Source organism: Trinickia mobilis, assembly GCF_017315705.1.
Classification (GTDB): domain Bacteria; phylum Pseudomonadota; class Gammaproteobacteria; order Burkholderiales; family Burkholderiaceae; genus Trinickia_A; species Trinickia_A mobilis.
Genome location: NZ_JAFLRF010000007.1, coordinates 138,847 through 163,879, shown reverse-complemented (window position 1 = coordinate 163,879; position 25,033 = coordinate 138,847). Strand labels below are relative to the sequence as shown.

22 protein-coding genes and 1 pseudogene are annotated in these 25,033 nt (G+C 66.3%); 11 read left to right on the top strand and 12 right to left on the bottom strand.

Annotation, left to right across the window (positions count from 1 at the left end; translation table 11 throughout):
• Window positions 1-14: 14 nt before the first annotated feature.
• Window positions 15-482: a Spy/CpxP family protein refolding chaperone gene (locus tag J3489_RS12405; RefSeq protein WP_206998320.1), complete on the top strand. Its 468-nt coding sequence runs from the start codon at window positions 15-17 to the stop codon at window positions 480-482.
• Window positions 483-645: 163 nt separating this feature from the next.
• Complete coding sequence (locus J3489_RS12400; protein ID WP_206998318.1) at window positions 646-1,080, top strand: PGDYG domain-containing protein; 435 nt, start codon at window positions 646-648, stop codon at window positions 1,078-1,080.
• A 38-nt stretch (window positions 1,081-1,118) separates the two neighbouring features.
• Here J3489_RS12400 and J3489_RS12395 read toward each other — a convergent pair whose 3' ends face one another.
• The 8 genes from J3489_RS12395 to J3489_RS12360 all read right to left on the bottom strand — a co-directional run bounded on the left by J3489_RS12395 (window position 1,119) and on the right by J3489_RS12360 (window position 9,172).
• The gene (locus tag J3489_RS12395; protein WP_206998316.1) at window positions 1,119-1,484 is read right to left on the bottom strand and encodes a DUF3022 domain-containing protein; all 366 of its coding nucleotides are present in this window, start codon (window positions 1,482-1,484) and stop codon (window positions 1,119-1,121) included.
• A gap of 53 nt (window positions 1,485-1,537) precedes the next feature.
• Window positions 1,538-2,368 (bottom strand): YhfC family intramembrane metalloprotease, encoded by an 831-nt coding sequence (locus J3489_RS12390; protein WP_206998314.1) that lies wholly within the window; start codon window positions 2,366-2,368, stop codon window positions 1,538-1,540.
• A gap of 93 nt (window positions 2,369-2,461) precedes the next feature.
• Window positions 2,462-3,544, bottom strand: a complete 1,083-nt coding sequence (locus J3489_RS12385; protein ID WP_206998312.1) for a LacI family DNA-binding transcriptional regulator — start codon at window positions 3,542-3,544, stop codon at window positions 2,462-2,464.
• Between the two features lie 266 nt (window positions 3,545-3,810).
• Window positions 3,811-4,788, bottom strand: coding sequence for a 2-hydroxyacid dehydrogenase (locus tag J3489_RS12380; RefSeq protein WP_206998310.1), 978 nt, complete (start codon window positions 4,786-4,788; stop codon window positions 3,811-3,813).
• Window positions 4,789-4,823: 35 nt separating this feature from the next.
• Entirely contained in the window at window positions 4,824-6,104 is a 1,281-nt protein-coding gene (locus tag J3489_RS12375) for an MFS transporter (RefSeq protein WP_206998308.1), read from the bottom strand.
• Between the two features lie 125 nt (window positions 6,105-6,229).
• A complete protein-coding gene (locus J3489_RS12370) occupies window positions 6,230-7,225 on the bottom strand; it encodes a sugar kinase (RefSeq protein ID WP_206998306.1) in 996 nt (331 codons plus the stop codon).
• Window positions 7,226-7,310: 85 nt separating this feature from the next.
• Window positions 7,311-8,126 carry an IolE/MocC family protein gene (locus J3489_RS12365; protein ID WP_206998304.1) on the bottom strand — a complete coding sequence of 272 codons (816 nt, stop codon included), beginning with the start codon at window positions 8,124-8,126 and terminating at the stop codon, window positions 7,311-7,313.
• A 92-nt stretch (window positions 8,127-8,218) separates the two neighbouring features.
• On the bottom strand, window positions 8,219-9,172 hold the full coding sequence (locus J3489_RS12360; protein ID WP_206998302.1) for a LysR family transcriptional regulator: 954 nt from the start codon (window positions 9,170-9,172) through the stop codon (window positions 8,219-8,221).
• A gap of 108 nt (window positions 9,173-9,280) precedes the next feature.
• On the opposite strand from J3489_RS12360, the gene J3489_RS12355 reads away from it, so the two are divergent.
• From J3489_RS12355 to J3489_RS12330, 6 genes are all read left to right on the top strand, one after another.
• Window positions 9,281-10,372, top strand: a complete 1,092-nt coding sequence (locus J3489_RS12355) for a YeiH family protein (protein WP_206998299.1) — start codon at window positions 9,281-9,283, stop codon at window positions 10,370-10,372.
• Between the two features lie 174 nt (window positions 10,373-10,546).
• On the top strand, window positions 10,547-11,269 hold the full coding sequence (locus J3489_RS12350) for a glutathione S-transferase (RefSeq protein ID WP_206998297.1): 723 nt from the start codon (window positions 10,547-10,549) through the stop codon (window positions 11,267-11,269).
• 128 nt (window positions 11,270-11,397) lie between these two features.
• Window positions 11,398-13,131 (top strand): ClcB-like voltage-gated chloride channel protein, encoded by a 1,734-nt coding sequence (locus tag J3489_RS12345; RefSeq protein WP_206998295.1) that lies wholly within the window; start codon window positions 11,398-11,400, stop codon window positions 13,129-13,131.
• A gap of 207 nt (window positions 13,132-13,338) precedes the next feature.
• On the top strand, window positions 13,339-14,676 hold the full coding sequence (locus J3489_RS12340) for a C45 family autoproteolytic acyltransferase/hydrolase (RefSeq protein WP_206998293.1): 1,338 nt from the start codon (window positions 13,339-13,341) through the stop codon (window positions 14,674-14,676).
• A 108-nt stretch (window positions 14,677-14,784) separates the two neighbouring features.
• Window positions 14,785-15,045: a hypothetical protein gene (locus J3489_RS12335; RefSeq protein ID WP_206998291.1), complete on the top strand. Its 261-nt coding sequence runs from the start codon at window positions 14,785-14,787 to the stop codon at window positions 15,043-15,045.
• A gap of 61 nt (window positions 15,046-15,106) precedes the next feature.
• Window positions 15,107-15,337 (top strand): DUF2795 domain-containing protein, encoded by a 231-nt coding sequence (locus J3489_RS12330; protein ID WP_206998289.1) that lies wholly within the window; start codon window positions 15,107-15,109, stop codon window positions 15,335-15,337.
• Between the two features lie 27 nt (window positions 15,338-15,364).
• On the opposite strand, the gene J3489_RS12325 is transcribed toward J3489_RS12330, so the two are convergent.
• A complete protein-coding gene (locus J3489_RS12325) occupies window positions 15,365-15,985 on the bottom strand; it encodes a TetR/AcrR family transcriptional regulator (RefSeq protein ID WP_206998287.1) in 621 nt (206 codons plus the stop codon).
• A 301-nt stretch (window positions 15,986-16,286) separates the two neighbouring features.
• Here J3489_RS12325 and J3489_RS12320 point away from each other — a divergent pair, with 301 nt between their 5' ends.
• The 3 genes and pseudogenes from J3489_RS12320 (at window position 16,287) to J3489_RS12310 (ending at window position 22,034) form a co-directional block, all read left to right on the top strand.
• Window positions 16,287-17,384, top strand: a complete 1,098-nt coding sequence (locus tag J3489_RS12320) for an efflux RND transporter periplasmic adaptor subunit (RefSeq protein WP_206998510.1) — start codon at window positions 16,287-16,289, stop codon at window positions 17,382-17,384.
• Complete coding sequence (locus J3489_RS12315) at window positions 17,381-20,575, top strand: efflux RND transporter permease subunit (protein ID WP_206998286.1); 3,195 nt, start codon at window positions 17,381-17,383, stop codon at window positions 20,573-20,575. The genes J3489_RS12320 and J3489_RS12315 overlap by 4 nt, the downstream gene beginning before the upstream one ends.
• 2 nt (window positions 20,576-20,577) lie before the next feature.
• Window positions 20,578-22,034, top strand: a pseudogene (locus J3489_RS12310) (efflux transporter outer membrane subunit).
• Here J3489_RS12310 and J3489_RS12305 read toward each other — a convergent pair.
• The 3 genes from J3489_RS12305 to J3489_RS12295 are packed head-to-tail and all read right to left on the bottom strand — an operon-like array spanning window position 22,031 to window position 24,959.
• The gene (locus tag J3489_RS12305; RefSeq protein WP_206998508.1) at window positions 22,031-22,873 is read right to left on the bottom strand and encodes an ABC transporter permease subunit; all 843 of its coding nucleotides are present in this window, start codon (window positions 22,871-22,873) and stop codon (window positions 22,031-22,033) included. The pseudogene J3489_RS12310 and the gene J3489_RS12305 sit on opposite strands and share 4 nt — an antisense overlap.
• Window positions 22,873-23,802 (bottom strand): ABC transporter permease subunit, encoded by a 930-nt coding sequence (locus J3489_RS12300; RefSeq protein ID WP_206998285.1) that lies wholly within the window; start codon window positions 23,800-23,802, stop codon window positions 22,873-22,875. The genes J3489_RS12305 and J3489_RS12300 overlap by 1 nt, the downstream gene beginning before the upstream one ends.
• Entirely contained in the window at window positions 23,799-24,959 is a 1,161-nt protein-coding gene (locus tag J3489_RS12295; RefSeq protein WP_206998284.1) for an ABC transporter ATP-binding protein, read from the bottom strand. Before J3489_RS12295 ends, J3489_RS12300 begins: the two co-directional genes overlap by 4 nt.
• Between the last annotated feature and the right edge of the window lie 74 nt (window positions 24,960-25,033).

Here is a 25,033-nt window from a genome sequence, read left to right as displayed (position 1 = left end):
CAAGAGGAGTTTCGATGAAAAAAGCACTGGTTATCCTCGCTTCCACCTTCGCCATGAGCGGCGCTTTCGCCCAGGCTTCGGCGCCGGCCGCGACGCCGGTCGCTGCATCGGCCACGGCGGGCCACGAGGCGCGGGTCGAACAACGCATTGCGATGCTGCATTCGGAATTGAAGATCACGCCGGCTCAGGAAACGCAGTGGCAGCAGTTTGCCGACGTGATGCGCCAGAACGGCGAGACGATGGGCGACCTGTACCGTCAGCGGATGGCTGACAAGGACCTGTCCGCGCTCGACGACATGAAGCAATACACGCAAATCGCGCAGGCGCATGCGGACGGCATGACCAAGCTCGTTGCCGCGTTCGAGCCGCTTTACAGCTCGTTCTCTCCGGATCAGAAGAAGGTCGCCGACGAGACGTTCCGCCAGCACGGCGAGGAGCATGGCGGCCACAAGGGCCACACGGCGAAGCCGGCGCAGCAGTAATGCGTTGAGGGCGCCGATGCGCAGCCCGGCAGGTGACTAGACGCCCTGTGTGCCTGCGCTGCGATTGGCGCCGATGCCTTGCCATGAACGCCCGCCTCTCTTGGCGGGCGTTTTCGTGTCCCATGCCTCTCGCCCCGTCACTCCCCCTTTTTTTCCGCTTCCGATGATCGAACTGAAAGACGTCGACTTGCGCAACGATCCTGCTGCGCAGCGCTATATCAAGGATGAAACCGTCGCCGTCGAATTTGCTTGCGGCGAGGGCGAACTGATGAGCCTCGAAGGACCGAACCGCTACGCGCGCGGCGACGCGCTGATTACGGGATCGACCGGCGAGCGCTGGGTGGTCTCGCGCGAGCGCTTCGACGCGAAGTACCAGCCTGCCGCGCCGGCGCTCGCTCATGGCGAGCCTGGCCCGTATCGCAATCGCCCGGCAGTGGTGCTCGCCAAGCGGATGGACGCGCCGTTCTCGATCGCGCGCTCAGCCGCAGGCGACGTGCTGCGCGGCATCGCCGGGGATTGGGTCATGCAGTACGCGCCCGGCGACTACGGCGTCGTGCAGGCGCAGCGCTTCGCGAAGGTTTACCGTCGGACTGACTGAAGGCGTCGCGCGGCAAAACACGCGCGCTGCGGCGCGCGTCACGCGAATTCGTCCGCGAGTTCGATCGTCACTTCGCGCGGCACCGCTTCGCCCTTCGCATACTGCTCTTCGAGCGAACCGAGCATCGCTTCCACGTACGCGCGCAGCACCGCGAAACTGCGGCCGCGCGCACGCGGCGGCGTCGCGCGATAGCGTGCGAGCGCGGGCGGCTCGATACGCACTTCCATCGCGATGCGCTTGGCCGTCGAGCCGAACCGCATCGCGACCCACTGGATCGACAAAGTCGGCGTGCCGTCCTCGGCGGGCTGTTCCACAAAGCGCGTCTGCTCGGGGAAGAGGTCGCTGACGACGCGCGCCAGCTCCTCGAAGTCCGCACTCGCGCATTCGTATTGATAGGCTTCCATCGTCGTTTTCGTGATCGCCTCAGTGTTCGCTCTTTCGCGCGTTAAAGCCCGCCTTAGACCACCGCCTTCGCAGCCGCGCCGGCATCGCCTTGCGCGGGACGCCGGCAAATCTTGGTCAGCACGCCGGCCACTACGATCGCGCCCAGCGCGTATGCGCCGTCCACCGCGACGAGCGGCAGCTTGCCCGCCTGAAACAGCGCGGCGGGCACGTCGATCAGCGCGTGCACGACGATCGCGAGCGGCAGGATGCCGCGCCAGCCGGCCCGCAGGCCGCGCCACATGAGCACCGACAGCCCGATCTGAAACACGAGCGCCGCCGTGCGTTCCAGCACGAAGATCAGCGCCATCGGCACCGACAGCGTCGAGAGCAGCAAGTGAATGCGCATCACCGTTTCGTCGGGCAGGTCCGTCATGCCGGGATCGAGCTTGCCGTGGCTCGCGAGCACCGCGTACACGATCCACTGCAACTGCACCGTCACACCGACGAGCCAAGCCTCCGCGCCGCCGTGGCCCAGGCCGTAGCTGAGCGCGGGGCCGTCGGAGCGGTGCTCCGAAAGAGGAGCGGCGCCGCGCTGCCTCATGAGCCAGCGCATGCCGAGCCAGCGCCCCACCTCCTCGCATACGCCTGCGATCAGCGCGCCGTAGGTGACGAACACGACCGGGTTCATGAGCCACATCGCGGTCATCGGGTTGCGGCTCAACAGATAGCTGTTGAGCCCGCGCTCGATCACCATCGCGAAGAGCGCGAACACGGCGATGCCTGCGATCGCGTAGCGCTTATCGAACGCCATCGGCACCCGCAGCCGCCAATACAGCACGACGGGCAATGCCGCGACGAAGAGCGTCGCGATCGTGAGGCAAATGAGCGTGAGCGGTGCAACCATGAACGTCCTTGTTGGTGTCGAAGCGGTTGTCGATGCGGTGATCGATGCTTCGATCGATCACACCCTTGACGAAAAGCGCGAGGCGGCAGGCGCTTAGCGCGCCGTCGAACCCCTGACGACCAGCTCGCCCGGCAGCATCGCTTCACGCGTGGGGGAAAGCACGCCGCCGATGCGCTCGTGCAGGAATTCGACCGCGCGATAGCCGATCGCATAGGTCGGCTGGCGGATCGTCGTGATGCCCGTCAGTTCGGCCCATTCGGGATCGTCGACCGACATCAGCGCGACGCGGTCCTGCCAGCGCGGCCCGTAGTGCGAATTCAGATGCAGCGCGAGCGACAGCGCGACCGGCGCGTTCGCCGCGAACAGCGCCAGGCGCTTGCCGGAGCCGTCGACGGCCGCGTCGATGCGGCGATCGAGCGCCGCGTGCGTGCGCATCACGGCTTCGGGGTCGGCGAGATCGAGCACCGTCGTCTCGCCTCGCGGACGCGGCTCGCCCCCGGCTGCATCGGAGTCGGCCGCGCGTGCCGCATTGTCGATCGTCTCGCGAAACGCGGCCTCGCGCACGCGCCGCGAACTGACCCGTTCGAACGGCTGCACGACGAAGCAAATCTCGTCGAAGCCCCGCCGGAGCAGATGCTGCGTGCCGGCCCGAACAGCCTCGGCATTGTCGAGCCCGACGATATCGGCATCGAGCTCCGCCACCTTGCGGTCGACGAGCACCGCCGGAATCCCGCCCTCGCCCAGCGGCTTGAGCGCCTCGTCCTTCACGCCCAACGCGTTGACGATCACGCCTTCGACCCGATATGTCGTCAAGAGCTGCAGAAAGCGCCGCTCCATCTCGACTTCATTCGCGGCGTGGCAGATGAGCGGCATGTAGCCGAGCGCTTGGCACGCGGCTTCGACGCCTTGCAGCACTTCGACCGTATAGGGGTTCGTCAGGTCGGCGACGAGCATGCCGATCAGGCGGTTGCGCCCGCGCTTCAGGCCACGCGCCATCTGGTTCGGCTGGTAGTCGAGCCGCTTGATCGCCGCTTCGATCCGCTCGCGCAAATCGAGCGACAGCACGTTGGTCTCGCCGTTCAGATAGCGCGAGACGCTCGTCTTGCCCGTGCCCGCTTCGCGCGCGACATCGCTGATCGTCGCGCGGCGCGGCGCGCCCGTACGCATGTAGCTCATCGCGCAGCCTCGTGAGCGGCGCGGCCGCATGCGCACGAGCGGCTCGTGCGGCGGCAGTCGGAGAGGTGCGGAAATACATCAGCCAACCGAAAACTCCTCGTTGTCAAACCCAAAGCGGCAGCGCGGCGCCCGTGCGCGAGGATCGCCCGCGGCATGCGCCAACTATGCGCCGAAATAGACAAAAGCGCGCCGTAGGCGCGCTTTCGAACTGCATCAGTGCGCGCATCATAGCGCACGCCGCTACCCGGCACCACTTAAGCACCCGCTTAGGGCCGCTTCAACACCTCGCGGTTGACGATATTGCGCGTGAGCGTGCCCGCCAGCGCCGCGACAAGGTTCTCGGCCGCGCAGCGCGCCATCGCGTGACGGGTCTCGCGGGTCGCCGAGCCGATGTGCGGCAGCGCGACCACGTTCTTCATCGTCAGCAACGGTGAATCGGCCGCCAGCGGTTCGCGCTCGAACACGTCGAGACCCGCGCCCAGGATCGTGCCGTGGCGCAATGCTTCGATCAGCGCGGCTTCGTCGACGATCGCGCCGCGCGACGTGTTGATCAGGATCGCGCCCGGCTTCATCGCCTTGAGTTCGGCAGCGCCGATCAGGTGCCGGGTCTCGGCCGTCAGCGGCACTTGCAGGCACACGAAATCGGCCGCGCCGAGCAATTCCGCAAGCTCGACGCGTTTCGCCCCATACGCACGCTCTGCCGCTTCGTTCGGGTGGCGGTTGGTGTACAGCACGCGCATGTCGAAGCCGAGCGCCGCACGCCGCGCGAGCGCTCCGCCGATGCGGCCAAGTCCGACGATGCCGAGCGTCTTGCCCTGCACTTCGACGCCGAACTGCGCCTCGCCGACGCTCTTTTGCCACTGCCCCGCCCTGACCCAGTCCGCCAGTTCGACGACGCGCCGCGCGCTTGCGAGGATCAGCGCGAACACGGTGTCGGCGGTCGATTCGGTCAGCACGTCCGGCGTATGCGCGAGCAGGATGCCGCGCCGCGTGAGGTCGTCGACGTCGAACTGGTCGACGCCGACGGAGATCGTCGACAGCGCTTTCAGCCGGGTCGCGCCTTCGAGCATCGCGGGCGTCACCTTCACGCTCGCGCCGATCGCGCCGTCGGCGTCTTTCAGTGCGGCGGCGAGCGTGCCGGGCGAGAGCGCCGCATCGTCGAGCGTGACGACATCCGCGTGTTCGCGCAGATAGGCGAGCACGTCGTCGGGCAGCGCCTTATAGGCGAGGATGTTGGGTTTCATCGTTGTCCTTCTCGTTTGCCTTGTCCTTGTCGTTGTCATTTCCCTGGCAAGTGAGCGGCCAGCTCGGGCGACGACACAGCGCGCGCCTTCACCGCGAGCGTCAGGATCACGGCCGCCACGAGCGCGACGCTCATGAACGCATACGACGCCGCCGGCGAGCCCGTCGCGCCGTTCAGATAGCCGACGACATACGAGCCGACGAACGAGCCGAGCGCGCCCATGCTGTTGATGAGCGCCATCGCGCCGCCCGCGACGTTCTTCGGCAGCAGCTCCGGCACGATCGCGAAGAACGGCCCGTATGGCGCGTACATCGCGGCGCCTGCGATCACGAGCAGCGCGTACGAGGTCCAGAAGTGCGTCGAGCCGAGCGCGTACGATGCCGCGAACGCCGCTGCGCCGATGAGCAGGAACGGCCAGACGAACGCCTTGCGCGCATCGAGCTTGTCGGAGGCCCACGAGACGGCGACCATCGCGATCGTCGCCGCGAGATACGGAAGCGCTGATAGCCAGCCCGTCTCGACCATGCCGAGCGTCGACCCGTTCTTCAGGATCGACGGCAGCCACAGCACGAAGCCGTACACGCCGATGCTCCAGCAGAAGTACTGCGCACACAGCTTGATGACGGCGGGCGACTTGAACGCCTCGCGATAGTTGCGCACCGGCTTGATCGCGGCTTGTTCGGCGGCGAGGACGGCGTCGAGCGCGCGCTTGTCCGAATCGGACAGCCACGACACCTGCGCGGGCTTGTCCTTCACGATGAACCACCAGCACACGGCCCAGACGATCGCCGGCACGCCCTCGGCGACAAACATATTGCGCCAGCCGAACGAATGCACGAGATAGCCGGACACGATCGACATCCACAGCACCGTCACCGGATTGCCAAGGATCAGGAAGGTGTTCGCGCGCGAGCGTTCGCTCTTCGAGAACCAGTTGGAAAGGAAGATCAGCATCGCGGGCAGGACGGCCGCCTCGACGACGCCGAGCACGAAGCGGATCGCCATCAGCGACGGGATATTGCTCACGACGCCCGTCAGCGCCGCGCAGGCGCCCCACAGAATCAGGCTCACGAACACGAGCTTCTTCACGCTGCGCCGCTCGGCGTAGATCGCGCCGGGGATCTGGAAGAAGAAGTAGCCGAGAAAGAACAGCGCGCCGATCAGCGACGCGAGCCCTTTGCTGATGCCGAGATCCTGATTGATACCGGCTGCCGATGCGAAGCCGAAGTTCGCGCGGTCCAGGTAGGCGAGGCTATAGGTGATGAAAACGATCGGCATGATCGCCCACCAGCGGCGGGGGGCTAGCGTTGCGGGCATGGTTGTCTCCTAGGTCTTGAGTCGAGGAATCGAACGAGCCGTGTCGTTGAGCGTAGGCGAACCGGTGGGTTGCGCCGAGCTCGCCGGCCTCTTGTTGGCGTTATCGGTAAGGTCTGCGGTGCGCGTCAAGCCAAGGCATCGGTCTCGGCGCGGGCGCCGCCATCGCCGAGCCGCTCCAGGCGCTCGAGCCTCGCGAGCTCCGTGCGCGTCGGCAGGCCTTCCGAATCGCCGCTCACCTGAATCGCGAGCGCGCCGATCCGGTTGCCGCGCGCCACGGCCGCCGGCAGCGTGAGGCCCTCGAGCATCGCGCTGATGACGCCGACCGCGAAACCATCGCCGGCGCCGACCGTGTCGACGACGTTCGCGACTCGCTGCGCGGGAATCACGCCGTCGCAGTCGCCGGTGCGGAAATACGCGCCCTCTGCGCCGAGCTTGACGATCACGCCGCGCGCGCCGGCCTCGAGGTAGAAGCTCGCGATGTCCTCGGGCTGGTCGAAGCCGGTCAGCGTGCGGCCTTCGCCGATGCCCGGCAGCACCCAGTCGGCGAGCGCGGCGAGCGCATTGAGCGACGCGGCCATCGCCTCGCGCGACGGCCACAAGGTCGGCCGCAGATTCGGGTCGAACGAGATTGTCTTGCCTGCTGCGCGCATTTCTCGCGCCAGATGGAACGCAAGCTCGCGCGAGGACGCCGAGATCGCAGGCGCCACGCCCGTCAGATGCAGGTGACGCGCGCCGAGCGCGTAGTCGGCGGCATAGTCCTCGAGCGACAAGTGGCTCGCGGCCGAGCCCTTGCGGAAGTACTCGACGGCCGGGTCTCTGCCGTCGTCGTGCTTCGACTTCAGCAGGAAGCCGGTCGGATGGCGCGCATCGACCGTCACGCGGCTCGCGTCGATCCCTTCCGTTGCGAGCGTGTCGAGCACGTACTGGCCGAACGAATCCTGCCCCACGCGGCTCATCCAGCCGACCTTGAAGCCGAGGCGCGACAAGCCGATCGCGACGTTCAGGTCCGCGCCGGCGATGCGCTTCGTGAACTGACCGACGCCGGCTAGCGGCCCGGTTTCGTTCGCGACGAACATCGTCATCGCTTCGCCGTACGTGAGGACGTCGAGATGGGTGGACATCGTTGACTCCTGCCCCCCAAGGGGACGGGGCAGCGAACGAACGTGAGCGTGAGGGGGGGTCATGTTTCTCCTTCTGGAGGCTTTTTCATAGGTCGGCGAGCCACGCGACACGCCGCTTGGCGTCGGCGGCAACGCAGTCGCTATCGAACGGAAATTCGATGCCGCGCGGCACGTGCCGGGGCAGCAGCGAAAAAATCCCGGCGCACAACGGATCGCCGGCGGCGGGCGCGGCGGCGAAGCGGCGCGCGCCCTCGCCTGCGACGGCCTTGCAATGGATGTAGTCGACATGCGGCGCAAGCGCCTTCGCGGCTCGAAGCGGCTCCTCGCCGGGCCACTGCCAATTGCCGATGTCGAACGCCATCCCGAGCGCGCCCGCGGCGCCTTCGCGCTCGAGGCCCGCGAACAGCCCGACGAACTGGCTCAGCAACCCGCCCGCCGGCAGCTGGCCGTTTTCGACGACGAGCCGCGCCCGCCCCCCGGCGACGGCACGGCAAATGCCATCGCCGTCGGCCCGTCCGTCAAACGACCCGAGCTGCAGCTTGACGAAGCGCGCGCCGAGCGCGTCGGCCTGGGCGGCGGCGGCGGTCAACGCGGCGCGGTCGAGCGAACCGTCGCCGCGATAGAGCGAATCGGGCGTCGAATACACGGACCACATGCCGAGCCGCGCGATCGCGTGCCCGAGCAGCGCGAGCCCGTCGAACGACGCCTCGACAGCGGACCCGAACAGTTCGCGGCGTACTTCGAAGCCGGCCGCGCCGGCGTCCGCCGCGGCGGCCAGCCATGCGAAATGACCGTCGCGCCGGATCGCGTCGGCGCCGAACGCACTCGCGACGATGACGACATCCGCCTTGCCCGTTCGACCCTGAATTCGCGTCGAACCACCGCTTGGAACCGGTTCCATCAGTAGACTTTAAAAAAGCGCCGATGCGCTGGATGGGCGGATATTGCGCCGCCCATGCGCCACCGCGCCATAGTGGAAATCCCTAGTCCGGTTCAGGCGGCACCTGCGAGGCACAGCTCCAGAAACCGCTCGGCCGCGCGCGACGGCGCGCTCTCGTGCGGCACCAGGATCGAAAAGCGCCGGGTGAGCGGCGCCGGGCCAAGCGAGACGCGGCACAGCGCGTCGTCCTCGTGCCGCATCGACATCGCGGATACGAAGCCGATGCCCATCCCCGCTCGCACGGCCTCCTTCACGCCTTCGACGCCCGCGACTTCGAGCGCCACGCGCATCGGCAGGCCGTGCCGCGAGAACGCGCGCTCGACGAGCTGACGCACGCCCGACCCTTCTTCCCGCAGTACGAGCGGATGTGCCGCGAGCTCGGCGAACGTCGCCGACAGCGCCGGCCGCGCGGCGCGCTCAAGGGTATCGGCCTTGCCCGCTGCTGCCTCAGCCTCCGCCTCTGCCGGCCCCCGCTGCGCCAGCGGATGCTCGCGCGGCACGATCGCGACGATTTCATCCTCGCCCCACGGATGCACCCCCGTGCCGGGCGGCAGATCGGCCCCGACCGGCCCTTCGATCATCGCGATATCGAGCGAGCCGAGCGAGTTGACGATATCGGCGGTGTTGCCGCCCGCCGTCTGAATCGAGATCTCGGGAAAGCGCCGCTGGAAGTCGGCGATCAGGTATGGCAGCAGATAGCTCGCGAGCGTGGTGCTTGCGCCGACGCGCAGCGTGCCGCGCTCGAGGCCGCGCAGCGCGTCGCGATACACATGGGCTTGGCGGTACGTGTCGCGCAGCCGCTGCGCGTATTCGGCGAGCTGCGCGCCGCTCGGCGTGAGACGAACGCCCCGGCCGTCGCGCTGGTACAGCGGCTCGCCGAATTCCTCCTGCAACTGGCGCAGCTGCCCGGACACTGCCGGTTGCGACAGATGCAACGCCACGGCGGCGCGGCTGATGTTCAGATGCTCGGCGACGGCGGCGAAAGTTATAAGCTGATCTGGGGTCATGGCGGCTAACTATCGTGTATGCCGATATTTTACGTCACAAATGACGATTTTTCATATCGATATAACCAAACTAGGATTAGGCCATCGAAATCGACCCAGACCCACATCATGTCTACCCCACACCTTTCCGCCCCGCTGGCCGCGCATGAATCGACGATGCGCGGCCAGCTCAACGGCATCCTGTTCGTCGCGCTGTTCGCAGCGGCTGTCACGAGCGTCGCATCGCTGCCCGCCATCGCCGGGCTCGGCATGAGCCCGCTGATCGTCGGCATCGTCGCCGGCGCGATTTACGGCAACGCGCTGCGCGACGGCATGCCCGCCAGCTGGGCCGCGGGCGTCAACTTCTCGGCGCGCAAGCTGCTGCGCATCGCGGTTGCGTTCTTCGGGCTGCGCGTGAGCCTGCAGGAAATCGCGCAAGTCGGACTGCCCGGTCTCGTCGAATCGGTGGTGATCGTCGTCAGCACGCTCGCGATCGGCACCTGGGCCGGCATGAAGCTCATGAAGCTCGACCGCGACACCGCGATCCTTACCGCCGCCGGCAGCGCGATCTGCGGCGCGGCGGCCGTGCTCGCGTTCGAATCGACGCTGCAGTCGAAACCGCACAAGAGCGCGATGGCCGTGGGCAGCGTCGTGCTGTTCGGCACGCTGTCGATGTTCCTCTATCCGGTGCTGTATCGCGCGGGCTGGCTGCATCTCGACACGCTCGGCGCCGGCCTCTTTTTCGGCGGCACGATCCACGAGGTCGCGCAGGTGGTCGGCGCGGCGAGCAACGTGAGCGGCGAAGCCACCCACGTCGCGACGATCGTCAAGATGACCCGCGTCATGCTGCTCGTGCCGGTACTGCTCGCGCTCGGCGTGTGGCTCAACCGCGCGAAGCAGCCGGCCGCGCATGAGTCGCATGATGCGTCGCATCGCGCCGCCAAGCCGCGCAAGCTCGCCGTGCCGTGGTTCGCGATCGGGTTTCTCGCGTGCGTCGTCGTGAACTCGCTGCATGTGCTGCCGGAGGCCGCTACGCAGACGGTCAACTTGCTCGACACGTTTGCGCTGACGATGGCGATGACCGCGCTCGGCATCGAAACACGCGTGTCGCAGATTCGCGAAGCGGGCCCGCGCGCACTGCTGACCGGCTTCATCCTGTATGTGTGGCTGATCGTCGGCGGGCTGGGTATCACCTGGGCCGTGGAGCGTTTGTTCGCGTAAGCGTTCCGAGGCACGGCGCACGCCGCCTGCAAACGGGTTGTGCCCCGCCTCGCGCGGGGCATGCGCGTTTGCAGGAGGTCCTTGCGGCGCGCGAGGGCTCGAACGCTCATACTTGCCGTGGTTCGATGCGGACCCGCGGTTGCCACGCACCGCAAACTTCAGCGAGGACAAGAGATGGCTTACGAACTTTATTACTGGGACGGCCTGCAAGGCCGCGGCGAATTCGTGCGGCTCGCGCTGGAAGAAGCGCAAGCGCCGTATGTCGACATCGCGCGCGACGACGACGGCAGCGGCGCGATGATGTCGATCATGGACAGCAAGACCGAGCCCTACCCGCCGTTCGCCCCGCCTTTTCTGAAAGACGGCGACCTGATCGTCTCGCATGTCGCGAACATCCTGCTCTACCTCGGCCCGAGGCTCGGCCTCGCGCCGCAAGACGATTCGCGCTTTGTCGTGCACGGCCTGCAGCTCACGATCGCGGACATGGTGACCGAAGTCCATGACACGCACCATCCGCTGGCGAGCAGCCAGTACTACGAGGAGCAGAAGGAAGCGGCCAAGGCGCGCGCGACCGATTTCATCGACCACCGCCTCCCGAAATTCATGCACTACTTCGAGCGCGTGCTCGAGCTTAACCCGCACGGCGGCCGCCACATGGCGGGTAACGCGCTGACCTACGTGGACTTGTCGATGTTCCAGTTGATCGACGGGCTGCATTACGCGTTCCCGCGCGCGATGAAGCGATTCGGCGAGCACTACCCGCGCCTCGCCGCGCTGCATGACGCGGTCTTGGCGCGCCCGAACATCGCCGCGTACCTCGCATCCGCCAGGCGCCTGTCACACAACGAGTCGTGCATCTTCCGCCACTACCCGGAACTCGACAAAGCCGCCCGCTGACGTCGCGGGCACCCTCCGGCTCAGCCGCCTCTGCCCGCACGGAGAAAACGCCGATCCCGCATTTGAACCCTAGCCTGGTGCTATCCTTGCGCTCGCCCCGGAAACGATAACGATCCCCGCCCCAAGCCGTGCTTTCATTCCTGCTCCGCCTGCGCACCCGCGCCAAAGAACTGTTTCGACTTTCCGACGCGCACACGATGCTCGTTTGGTCCGTGATCGTCGGCGTGTTGGGCGCGTTGGCGACCATCGCGTTTCGCCAGGGGATCGACGTCTTTCAATGGCTTTTCACCGGTAAGATCGGCAGCTTCGTCGAGATGGCGCGCGCGCTGCCGTGGACCGTGCGCATCTGGCTGCCGGCCGCGGGCGGCCTCCTCGCCGGCTGTGCGCTCCTGATCGCGCGCCGCGGTGCCGACAAGAAAGCGAACTCCGACTACATGGAAGCGATCGCGATCGGCGAAGGCGTGGTGCCGATCTGGCAGAGCCTGTGGCGCAGCATCTCGTCGCTTTTCACGATCGGGTTCGGCGGCTCGATCGGCCGCGAAGGCTCGATGGTGCAACTGGCCGCGCTCGCCGCCTCGGCGGTCGGGCGCATCCTGCACTTCGATCCGGCGCGGCTGCGCCTGCTCGTCGCGTGCGGCGCGGCGGCCGGTATCACGTCGGCCTACAGCGCGCCGATCGCCGGCGCGTTCTTCGTCACCGAGATCGTGCTCGGCTCGATCGCGATGGAGAGCTTCGGGCCGATCGTCGTCTCGTCGGTTGTCGCCAACATCACGATGCGCGAGTTCACGCGCTACAAGCCGCCGTACGAGATGCCCGTGTTTCCGGCGATCACCGGCGTCGAGGTGCTGCTCTTCGTCGCGCTCGGCTTGCTGTGCGGCGCGGCCGCGCCGCAGTTCCTGCACCTGCTCGATGCGACCAAGAAACAGTTCAAGCGCCTGCCCCTGCCGCTGCCGCTGCGGCTGGGGCTCGGCGGTCTCGTGGTCGGCGTGATCTCGGTGTGGGTGCCCGAGGTGTGGGGCAACGGCTATAGCGTCGTCAACCACATCCTGCATTCGCCCTGGACCTGGACCGCGATCGTCACCGTGCTCGTCTTCAAGCTGATCGCGACGGCGGCGACCGTGGGTTCGGGCGCGGTCGGCGGGGTGTTCACGCCGACGCTCTTCGTCGGCGCGACCTTCGGCTCGCTGTTCGGCATCGCGGCGCATGCGATCTGGCCGCACGGCACGTCGGCCGCGTATGCGTATGCGATGGTCGGCATGGGCGCGTTTCTCGCCGGCGCGACGCAGGCGCCGCTGATGGCGATCCTGATGATCTTCGAGATGACGCTCAGCTACCAGGTCGTGCTGCCGCTGATGCTCTCGTGCATCGTCGCGTACTTCGTCTCACGCGCGATCGGCAAGACGTCGATGTACGAGATCACGCTGCGCCGTCTCGAAGACGAACAGGAGCGCCTGCGGCTGCGCTCGCTGCTGTTGCGCGAACTGGTCAAGCCCGCCGAAACCGTCGTGCCGCTCTCCGCGAGCGTCGATCACATGACGCGCATCTTCCTCGAGTACCCGGTGAAATATCTGTACGTCACCAACGATGCCGGCTGCTTCCTCGGCGTCGTCGCATTGAAGGACATCACCTCCGACCTGCTCGATAAGCGCGATACCGCCGAGTGCACCGCCGCCGATTACCTCCAGCAGCAGTTCGACGTGCTCACGCCCGACATGCCGATCGGCGTCGCGCTGCAGCATTTCATGGCGTTCCAGGGCGAACGGCTGCCGGTGATCGAAAGCACGGCCGAGCCGAAGCTCGTCGGCGCGGTCTACAAGACGGCGCTGCTCGACGCGTACCGTCGGATGAATCCGGCATTCTGACGCCCTCCCAGGGGGGCGCGCTCACGCCCCCTGCGCAAGCCTCCCGCCACATCCGCCGACGCCAAGACCTCGCCATCCCCGCTGCGCGCGATGGCAAAGCGTGGCATATTTTCTACAATTGATTCAGAACCGTGCGGCGCCCCCGCGCCCGGGTTTGCAACGACGAGCGAAGCCGCTCGCGCGGCAGTCAATCATCTCGGAGCGAAGATGAGCGAACCTTCCCTCGATGCCGTGCGCCGCGATCACGCCGGCTGGATCTTTGTCCATATCGAAGGCGAACCCTACGACCGTGGCGAACAACACGGCCAGCTCCTCGCAGCCGAGATACGGAACGCGATCCACACCGCCAAATACCTGGCGCGCTGGGATACGGGCGAAGACTTCGAAACCTTCACGAAAGCTGCGGTCGCGCAGTTCGCTCCCAAGCTCGACACCGAATTCGCCGACGAAATCCAGGGCATCGCCGACGGCGCGAAGCTGCGCTTCGAAGAAGTGCTCGCGTGGAACGGATATATGGACTTGCTGCAAAGCTGGTGGCCGAGCCAGGCCGCCGCGCGCGATCCCCGCCTCGGCATCAAGCCGTGGCGCGGCCGGCGCGGGCATCATTGCAGCGCGTTCATCGCGACCGGCAGCGCGACGCGCGACGGCCGCATCGTGATGGCGCACAACTCATGGGACCGCTACGCCGCGGGCGACGCGTTCAACGTCGTGTTCGACATCGTCCCCGAGTCGGGCCACCGCATCCTGATGCAGGGCCTGCCCGGCTGCATTTCGAGCCTCACCGATTTCTGGATCACGTCGGCCGGCTTGATGGTCACCGAGACCACGATCTCGAATTTCGCCGGCTACAACGCCGCGGGCGCGCCGGAGTTCTACCGCTCGCGCCGCGCCACGCAATACGCGAACAGCATCGGCGACTGGTGCGAGATGTTCGCGATCTCGAACAACGGCGGCTACGCGAATAGCTGGCTGCTCGGCGACTGGAAGACGGGCGAGGTCGCGCGCTACGAACTCGGCCTGCACTACTCCGGCTTCGAGAGCACGAAGGACGGTTTCTATAGCGGCTACAACACCGCAACGGATTTGAAGATCCGCAATCAGGAATGCATCGGCGAAGGCGAAGACTTCACGGACGTGCGAAAGAACGGCGCGCGCCGCCTGCGCTTCATGCAGCTCGCGGAGATGCACCACGGCAAGATCGACATCGATCTCGCCAAAGAGATGATGGCCGACCATCACGACGTCTATCTCGATCGCGCCGACAACCCTTGCTCTCGCACGATTTGCGGGCACCTCGAACTCGACGACGCGCGCTTCGGCGGCTCGGACCAGGGTCCGTTCAACCCGTGGGGCGCGAACGACGGCAAGGTGGTCGACAGCGAAATGGCGCGCGACCTGGCGTTCTGGGCGCGCTGGGGACACCCATGCGGGCGGCCGTTCGACGCGCAGGCGTTCATGAAACGCCATCCGCAATGGAACTGGCTCAACGGTTATATGCGCGACCGGCCGTCGTGGCCGTGGGCGCGCTTCGAGGTGCTGCGCTAAGGGCTGCGTCAGGGACTGCGTAACGGGCCACCTGAGAGTCCGCGTCAAGCACGGCGCGTGCTGGCCGGTATGGCACCGGCGGCGGCGCATAGAGAAGGAGGTCGAGCGATGAAAATCTCGACAGTGACAGCCATGGCATTGCTCTCGGCTTCATGCTTCGCGGCACCCGTTCACACGACCGCGCTCGACGGCCTGATCGCGCGGGACGCCGCCCTCGCCCACCGCGCCAATGCCGCCCCCGTCGCGCCTCCCGCTCCCGGCGTGAACGCCGTCGCAATCCGGCCGGACGGCTGGGCCCGCATCAGGCTGCCGAAGCCGACGGGGCTCGCGCACAAGTTCGCCGCGCACGAGCGGCAGGCACAGACCTGAAGCGCTTGCCGGCATAAAGTCTGGCCAAGCGCAGCACGACCACAGAGGATGGGACCGCGACATGAGCAAATCGAACATCCCGACCGAAGCCATCGACCTGCAAATCACGGACGTGTTGCGCGCGGTGCCGTATCCGGCAAACAAGGACCAGCTCGTCGAGATCGCTCGCGACGCGGGCGCGAGCAACGAGTTGCTATCGATTCTCGACGGCCTGCCCGAGCAGGACTATCCGGATATCGAATCGGTGACGCGGCTGATCGGCAGCAACTGCGGGCCGGGCATCAGCGTCTGAACCCGCGCAAAGAGAGCACGCGGGCGCTCAACTCGGATTGCGCCCGAACACCACTCTCGCGAAGAACCCCGCCAGCACCGACTCCGTCAACTCGGCCGTCACGTGCTGCGGGTCGGAAAGATAGAGCGATTGCACGCCGTCGCACAGGCCCATCAGGCCGACTGCGAGCATCTCGGGCGGCAGCGGCAGCGGCGTGCCGACGCGCTCGGAGAACGTGCGGATATAGCCCGACATCTCTTCGCGCTTTTCGTGCATGAACGCGTTGAAACGCGTGCGGAATTTCGCGTCGCGGCTCGCCTGCAGCTTCGCTTCGCCCCAGAGCAGGAAGCACTTGTTGTCGCGAAAGAGCTGGCTGTAGTAGGTCAGCACGTTCGCTTCCATCTGCTCGCGCGTCGCCCCCTCCACGAAGATGTCTTGCAGTTCCGACTGCATGCGCTCGTGATCGACTCTGAGCAGCTCGAGCAGCACCTCGGGTTTGCCGCGGAAATTCGAATAGAACGCACCGCGCGTGTAACCGGCCGCTGCGGCGATGTCCTCGACGCTCGCAGCGACGTATCCCTTCTTCGTGAAGATGGTCAGGGCAGCATCGAGCAGACGCTGGCGCGTCTGGTCCTTGCTCTGTTCGCGGGTCAATCGTTTTCGTGTCATGGGGCAAATTTTACATCGGCGCCTGACGGATTCAGCTTTGCATTCAGATACAAGTGTGTATTAGAATCCAGTTCGTATTTTGAGGCAATGGGGCGCGCGGCGTTTGAAACGCTTACTGCAAGCCTCTGCGGCAGGCCTTTTCCGCTTGTCGAATCCGTTCGCTTTCGTAAGCCATGGTGTCACTGTGAATCGTCCGAGTCTTCGCCCGTCACCCGCGGCGCGCATGCCAATCCGCCCATTTCGTCCTGGCCGTCCCGATCGCCTCGACCCTTCATTCGTCAGCCGAATTCGTCTAGGCGGCATGGCGCTTGCGCTGTGCGGCGCCATTGCGCTCGCCGGGTGTCATCAAACGGAAACGGCCGCGCCGGCGCCGCGCCCCGTCGTCGCCGTCGCCGTGCATCCGGACGGACGCCCTGCGCTCGCGTCGCTGCCCGGCGAGGTCGATGCGCGCTATTCCACGCCGCTGTCGTTTCGCGTCGCAGGCAAGATCGTCGACCGGCAGGTGCGCCTCGGCGACACCGTGAAGGCCGGGCAGATCGTCGCTCATCTCGATCCGGAAGATCTGCAGAAGAACGTCGCGAGCGCGCAGGCACAGCTCGACGCCGCGCAGCACCAGCTCGTCTATGCCAAGCAGCAGCTCGACCGCGATACCGCGCAAGCGCAGGAAAAGCTGATTGCGCCCGCACAGCTCGAACAGACTCAGAATGCATACGCCTCAGCCGCCGCGCAGCGCGATCAGGCGCAGCAGCAACTCGCCCTCGCGAAGAACCAGTTGCAATACACGACGCTCGCCGCCGATCATGCGGGCTTCATCACCGCCGAAGACGCGGACACGGGGCAGAACGTCTCGGCCGGTCAAGCTGTTTACCATCTCGCGTGGTCGGGCGATATCGACATCGTCGGCGACGCGCCGGAAAGCGCGCTCGCGGCGCTCGCGGTCGGCCGAACGGCGACGATCACCCTGCCGGCATTGCCCGGCAAGCGCTTCACTGCGCGCGTGCGCGAAGTGTCGCCCGCTGCCGATCCGCAAAGCCGCACCTATCGCACGAAACTCACGCTCGAAGCGCCGAGCCCCGACGTGCGCCTCGGCATGACCGCCGACGTCGCGTTCGACGGTGTGACGAACGACGCGCATCCGTTCACGCTGCCCGCCACCGCCCTCTTTCACGACGGCACCGATCCGGCCGTGTGGATCGTCCGTCCGGGCGGCGCTACGTCGAGCACCGGCACGCTCGAACTGCGCCGCGTGCAGGTTTCGCGCTACGACGAACGCACCGTCTCCGTTTCCGCTGGCTTGAACGATGGCGATCGCGTTGTGCTGCAAGGCGTGCATACGGTCAGCGCCGGAGAAAAAGTGCGCGTCATGGCGCCGCTGCACCCCGAGGACTTCGCATCATGAGCACGGTGGATCGCGAAGGCCCGGACGAGCGGGCCGGCCCGCGCACGCACGCGGGCGATGAAGAAGGCCGCTTCAATTTATCCGCGTGGGCGCTGCGGCACCAGGCGCTCGTGATCTTCCTGATCACGCTCGCGACCTTGTTCGGCATCCTCGCCTATACGCAGCTCGCACAATCGGAAGACCCCCCCTTCACGTTCCGCGTGATGGTGATCCAAACGTTCTGGCCCGGCGCCACCGCGCGCCAGATGCAGGACCAGATCACCGACCGCATCGGCCGCAAGCTGCAGGAAACTCCGAACATCGACTTCCTGCGCAGCTACTCGCGCCCCGGCGAATCGCTGATCTTCTTCAACATGAAGGACTCGGCGCCCGCCAGGGACGTGCCCGAGACCTGGTACCAGGTGCGCAAGAAAGTCGGCGACATCGCCGCGACGCTGCCGGCCGGCGTCCAGGGCCCCTACTTCAACGACGAGTTCGGCGACGTCTACACGAACATCTACACGCTCGAAGGCGACGGCTTCTCGCCCGCGCAACTGCACGACTACGCGGACGAACTGCGCACCGTGTTTCTGCGCGTGCCGGGCGTCGCGAAAGTCGACTACTTCGGCGACCCGAACCAGCACCTCTACATCGAGGTCCCGAACACGCAGCTGACGCGCCTGAACATCTCGCCGCAGCAGCTCGCGCAGGCGATCAACGCGCAAAACGCGGTCTCGCCCGCAGGCACGTTCACGACCTTCGACGACCGCGTCTTCGTGCGCCCGAGCGGCCAGTTCAAGGACGTCAACGCACTCGCCGACACGCTCATCACGATCAACCAGCGCTCGTTCCGCCTCGGCGACATCGCGACGATCAAGCGCGGCTACGACGACCCGCTGTCGACGCAGATGCGCTTCGAAGGCCACGCGGTGCTCGGCATCGGCCTCACGATGCAGCCGGGCGGCGACGTGATCCGGCTCGGCCGTGCGCTCGACGCGCAGGCCGCGGAACTGCGCGCGCATCTTCCTGCGGGGCTCAAGCTCGTCGAAGTGTCGAGCATGCCGCACGCGGTCTCGCATTCGGTCAACGACTTTCTCGAAGCGGTCGCCGAAGCGGTGGGCATCGTGCTGATCGTGAGCCTCGTGTCGTTGGGCGTGCGTACCGGGATGGTCGTCGTGATTTCGATTCCGGTCGTGCTCGCCGTCACCGCGCTTTGCATGTACGTGTTCGACATCGGGCTGCACAAAGTTTCGCTCGGCACGCTCGTGCTCGCGCTCGGCCTCCTGGTCGACGACGCCATCATCGCGGTCGAGATGATGGCGGTGAAGCTGGAACAAGGCTGGAAACGCACGCGCGCGGCCGCGTTCGCCTACACGAGCACCGCGTTTCCGATGCTGACGGGCACGCTCGTCACGGTGTCGGGCTTCCTGCCGATCGCGCTGGCCAAATCGAGCACCGGCGAATACACGCGCTCGATCTTCGAGGTGTCGGCGATCGCGCTGATTGCTTCGTGGTTCGCGGCCGTCGTGCTGATTCCGCTGCTGGGCTACCACCTGCTGCCCGAGCGCAAGCGCGCCGCGCATGAGCCTGACGCCCCGAAGGAAGTCCCCTTGGGGGACGACCACGAACACGATATTTACGACACGCGCTTCTATCAGCGCCTGCGCGGCTGGATCTCGTGGTGCGTCGAGCGACGCTTCGTCGTGCTCGCGATCACCGTCGCGCTTTTCATCCTCGCGCTGGCCGGCTTCTCGCTCGTGCCGCAGCAGTTCTTCCCGAGCTCGGACCGCCCTGAATTGCTCGTCGACGTGCGGCTGCCCGAAGGTGCCTCGTTCGATGCGACGCTGCGCCAGGCTCAGCGAATCGAAACCACGCTCAAGGGCCGCCCCGAGATCGATCATTTCGTCGACTTCGTCGGCACCGGCGCGCCGCGTTTCTACTTGCCGCTCGATCAGCAGCTCACGCAGCCGAACTTCGCGCAGTTCGTGATCACCGCGAAGACCGTCGAAGACCGCGAGAAGCTCGCGCGCTGGCTCGACACGACGCTGCGCGACCATTTCCCGGCCATCCGCACGCGCTTATCAAGGCTCGAAAACGGCCCGCCGGTCGGCTACCCCGTTCAGTTCCGCGTGAGCGGCGACGATATCGCCGCCGTGCGCTCGATCGCCGAGAAAGTCGCGGCGACGATGCGCGCGGACCACCGCACGACCGGCGTCCAGTTCGATTGGGACGAGCCCGCCGAGCGCTCGGTGCGCTTCGAGATCGATCAGAAAAAGGCGCGCGAAGTAGGCGTCACGTCGGAAGACGTGTCGAGCTTCCTCGCGATGACGCTTTCGGGCTACACGGTCACCCAGTACCGCGAGCGCGACAAGCTGATCAGCGTCGATTTGCGCGCACCGAAGCGCGAGCGCGTCGATCCCTCGCATCTCGTGAACCTCGCGATGCCCACGCCGAACGGACCGGTGCCGCTCGGCTCGCTCGGCCATCTTCGCAACGACCTCGAATACGGCGTGATCTGGGAACGCGACCGCCAGCCGACCATCACCGTGCAGTCCGACGTCGTGGGCCGCGCACAAGGCATCGATGTGACGAAGCGCATCGATCATGCGCTCGCGCCCGTGCGCGCCGCGCTGCCGCTCGGCTACCGGATCGAGATCGGCGGCTCGGTCGAGGAAAGCGGCAAGGGCCAGGCGTCGATCAACGCGCAGATGCCGCTGATGGTGATCGCCGTGCTGACGCTCCTGATGATCCAGTTGCAGAGCTTCGCGCGTGTGATGATGGTCGTCCTGACCGCGCCGCTCGGGCTCATCGGCGTGGTCGGCACGCTGCTGCTGTTCGGCCAGCCGTTCGGTTTCGTCGCGATGCTCGGCGTGATCGCGATGTTCGGGATCATCATGCGCAACTCCGTGATTCTCGTCGACCAGATCGAGCGGGACATCGCGGCGGGACACCAGCGCTTCGACGCGATCGTCGGCGCGACCGTGCGGCGGTTCCGCCCGATCACGCTGACCGCCGCGGCCGCAGTGCTTGCGCTGATTCCGCTGTTGCGCTCGAACTTCTTCGGGCCGATGGCGACTGCCCTGATGGGCGGCATCACGAGCGCGACGGTGCTGACGCTGTTCTATCTACCCGCACTGTACGCAGCGTCGTTCCGGGTGCGGCGCGACGAGCGCGATCCGCCCGCGTCGCCCACCGCGCACACGGGGAATTGACCATGGCGAATTGTCCAAGACACTCCGCGCCCGCCGTGGCCGTCGCTGCAGCCGCCGCGTTCGCGCTTGCCGCGTGCTCGTTCGGTCCCTCGGGCGAGCCGCCTGCGATGCCCTCGCCCGCTCACTACGGCGCCGGCGCGCAGCCCGCGCAAACGGTCGCCGCGCAGGGCGTCGCGCAGCGCTTCGAAATGGGCGCACAGCCGGTGCCCGAGTGGTGGCGCCTGTACCAGTCGGACGCGCTCGATGCGCTCGTCGACGAAGGCCTGCGCAACAGCCCGACCCTCGCCGCCACCGACAAGCTGCTCGCCTCCGCACATGAGCAGCTTCGCGCGCAGATCGGCAGCTCGCTGCTGCCGCAGATCGATGCCGGCGGACAGGCCACGCGCCAGCGCGCGCTCGGGACTCCCGAAATCGGTCCGAATACGGTTCTCTACAACGTGTTCGCCGGGCAGATCCAGGCGCACTACACGTTCGATATCTTCGGCGCGGCGCGCCTTGCGAACGCGGCGCTCGGCGCGCGCGTGAACCAGCAAGCGTATCAGCTCGATGCCGCGCGGCGCGCGCTTGCCGCCAACATCGTGACTGCCGCGATCAACGCCGCGGCGCTGCAAGCGCAGATCGAGACGACCGAACGGCTCGTCGCACTGGCGAATGAACAGGCTCAGGACGCGCAGCGGCGCTACGAACTCGGTTCGCTCGCGCATGCCGATGCGCTGAATGCGCGGCAGAGCGCATCGGCGCTCGCAGCCGGCCTGCCAGGACTGCGCCAGCAGCGGACGGCGACGCGCCATGCGCTCGCCGTCCTGCTCGGCCGCACCCCGGATGCCGCGCCGCCCGATCTCGACCTCGCGACCTGCACTTGCCCGAGCAAGTGCCGGTCGCCGTGCCGTCGGACCTGCTGCGCGCGCGGCCCGACATCCAGGCGGCGGACGCCGCGTTGAAGGCGGCGGCAGCCGACGTCGGCGTCGCGACGGCGCAGATGTTCCCGAGCCTGTCGCTGACGGCGTCGATGGGGCAAGCCGGATTTAGCTGGCCGCTCGCGCTTTCGGGCGCGGGGGCGATCTGGAGCATCGGCGGCTCGCTCACGCAGCCGATCTTCCACGGCGGCGCCCTGCTCGCGCAGCGGCGCGCGGCCGTCGATGCATACGACGCCGCGGTGCTGCAGTACAAGCAGACGGTGCTGTCGGCATTCGAGAACGTGGCGGATACGCTCGCGTCGCTCGAGCACGACGCACAGGCGCTCGATGCGTCGAGCGACGCGGCGCGCGCCGCGCGGCAGGCCTACGACGAAACCGCCGCGCGCTACCGGCTTGGCGCCGTGCCGATTTCGACGGCGCGCTCGGGCGAGCAGCAGTACCAGAACGCCCGGCTCGACGAGATCCGCAATATGAGCGCGCGTTTGAGCGACACGGCCGCGCTGTTTCAAGCGATGGGCCAGCCGCCAATCCACCCAAGTTAAGCGACTTCGAGTTCGGCCATGCGCCGCTCTTCGGCCATGCGCCGTTTCTCTGCGCGCAGCATGAAGTGATTGGCGCCGATCACGCCGATCGTCACGACGACGATGAACAGCGTCGCCAATGCGTTCATCTCGGGATTGAGCCCCAGCCGCACGCGCGAGAACACGACGAGCGGCAGCGTCGTGGACCCAGGTCCCGACAAGAAAGCCGACAGCACCAGATCGTCGATCGACAGCGTGAACGACAAGAGCCACCCCGACACGAGCGCCTGCGAGATCAGCGGCAACGTGATCGCGAAGAACACCTTGAGCGGCGTGGCGCCGAGATCGAGCGCGGCCTCTTCCAGCGACGGATCCAGATCGCGCACGCGCGACTGCACGATGATCGCGACGTACGAGATACAGAGCATCACGTGCCCGATCCAGATCGTCACGATCCCGCGGCCTTCCGGCCAGCCGAGCCACTTGCCCATCTCGATGAAGAGCAAGAGCAGCGAAATGCCCTGGATCACCTCGGGAATCACGAGCGGCGCGTTGATCATCCCCGTATAGAGCGTGAAGCCGCGAAAGCGGCCCATGCGCGCCAGCACGAAACCGGCCCACGTGCCGATGATCACCGACGCGAACGCCGTCATCAACCCGATGCGCAGCGACAGCCAGGCCGCGGCGATCAGCTCGTCGTCGGTCACGAGCGCTTCGTACCAGCGCGTCGAGAAGCGCGTCCAGACCGTGACGAGCTGCGACTCGTTGAACGAATAGACGATCAGGCTGAGGATCGGGATATACAGAAAAGCAAAGCCGATGCCGAGCGCGACGACTTGCAGGGTGCGATTCGGTTTGATCATCGGCGTTCTTCCATTTGCTTGGCCTGGAAGTGCTGGAACATCGCCATCGGCACGAGCAACAGCAGCACCATCGCGCACGTCACCGCCGAAGCCATCGGCCAGTCCGCGTTATTGAAAAATTCATTCCACATCACGCGGCCAATCATCAACGTGTTCGCGCCGCCGAGCAGCTCCGGAATCACGTACTCGCCCACCGCCGGGATGAACACGAGCAGGCAGCCCGCGATGATCCCGTTCTTCGACAGCGGCAGCGTGATGGCCAGGAACGCTTTCCACGGCTTCGCGCCGAGGTCGTAGGCAGCCTCGAGCAGCGTGAGGTCCATCTTCACGAGGTGCGCGTAGAGCGGCATGACGAGAAACGGCAGGTACGAATAGACCATGCCGATATAGACCGCGGTGTTGGTGTGATAGAGCTCGATCGGCTGATGGATGATCCCCGTCCACATGAGGAAGTTGTTCAGCAAGCCGTTGTTCTTCAGGATGCCGATCCACGCGTACACGCGAATCAGGAACGACGTCCAGAACGGCAGCATCACGGCCATCATCAGGACGTTGCGCGTCGACGGATTCGAGCGGGCGATGTAGTACGCCATCGGATAGCCGAGCAGCAGGCACAGGAGCGTCGTGATCGCCGCCACCACGACCGAGTTCACGTAGGTCGCGAAGTAAAGGCTATCGCTCAACAGGAACGCGTAGTGGGCGACGTTCAGCGAAATCTGGACGACGCCGTTCTGGATCGCTACGAGTTCCGTGTACGGCGGAATGCCGAGCTGCAGCTCGGCGAAGCTGATCTTCAAGACGAGCAGGAACGGCACGAAGAAGAACAGCAGCAGCCAGATGAACGGCCCCGCCACGACGGCGGTGCCGCCCGTCAGATTGAAGCGCCGCACCGGCCAGGTGAGGAACGATGTCAGAGCGCTTTTCATGCCGTCAGCACCACGCCTGCCGACGCGCTCCAGCGCACGTAGATGTCATCGCCCCAGGTCGGCGAGTCGATTTCGGTGAGCGCGAGACTCGACACGTTCGCGATCACGGTCTTGCCCGAATCGAGCTTCACGTGATAGAGCGAATAGCCGCCCATGTACGCGACGTTCGAGATCGTGCCGTGCCCCCAGTTGTACGCGCCTTCCGGCGGCTTGCGCGTGAGCGCGATGCGCTCCGGGCGCACCGAAATCGTGACCGGCATGCCGAGCGGCCCGGTGATGCCGTGGTTCACGTAAAGACGCGTCGATAATGCGGTCGTCTCGACGAACACGTGATCGGGCTCGTCCTCGACGACGTGGCCGTCGAACAGATTCGTCGAGCCGATGAACTCGGCCGAGAACCGCGTGTTCGGGAATTCGTACACTTCGTGCGGCGTGCCGATCTGGACGATCTGGCCTTCGCTCATGACGGCGAGGCGGTTCGCCATCGTCATCGCCTCTTCCTGATCGTGCGTGACCATGATGCAGGTGACGCCGACCTTGCCGAGAATATTGACGAGCTCGATCTGCGTGCGCTGGCGGATTTGCTTGTCGAGCGCGGACATCGGCTCGTCCAGAAGCAGCACCTTCGGGCGCTTCACGAGCGAACGCGCGAGCGCGACGCGCTGCTGCTGCCCGCCCGAGAGCTGATGCGGCTTGCGCTTGGCGAAACGCCCCATCTGCACGAGATCGAGCGCCGCCTGCACGCGGTCCTTCAACTCGGCCTTCGGCACGCCTTCCTGCTTCAAGCCGAATGCCACGTTCGATTCGACCGTCATGTGCGGAAAGAGCGCGTAAGACTGGAACATCATGTTGACCGGCCGCCGGTACGGCGGCAGCTGCGCGAGATCCTCGCCGTCGATCAGGATCTTGCCCGAGGTGGCCGTCTCGAGGCCGGCGAGCATCCGCAGCAAGGTCGACTTGCCGCAGCCCGAACTGCCGAGCAGGGCGAAGAGCTCGCCCTTCTCGACCGACAAATTGACGTTCTTGACGGCGATCGACTCGCCGAACTTCTTCACGACGTCGACGATCTGCACGAAGTTGTCCGCCGCCACCGCGGCGGAAGTATTGGCGAAGGACGGCGTGCCGGTCCCTGCCAGCGCGCTCGACTGGTCACTCATGATTTGCGGCTTCACTCCACACGTTTGACGAACAAAGCCCCCGGTTCGGCACCGAGGGCTTCATGACCGCTTGC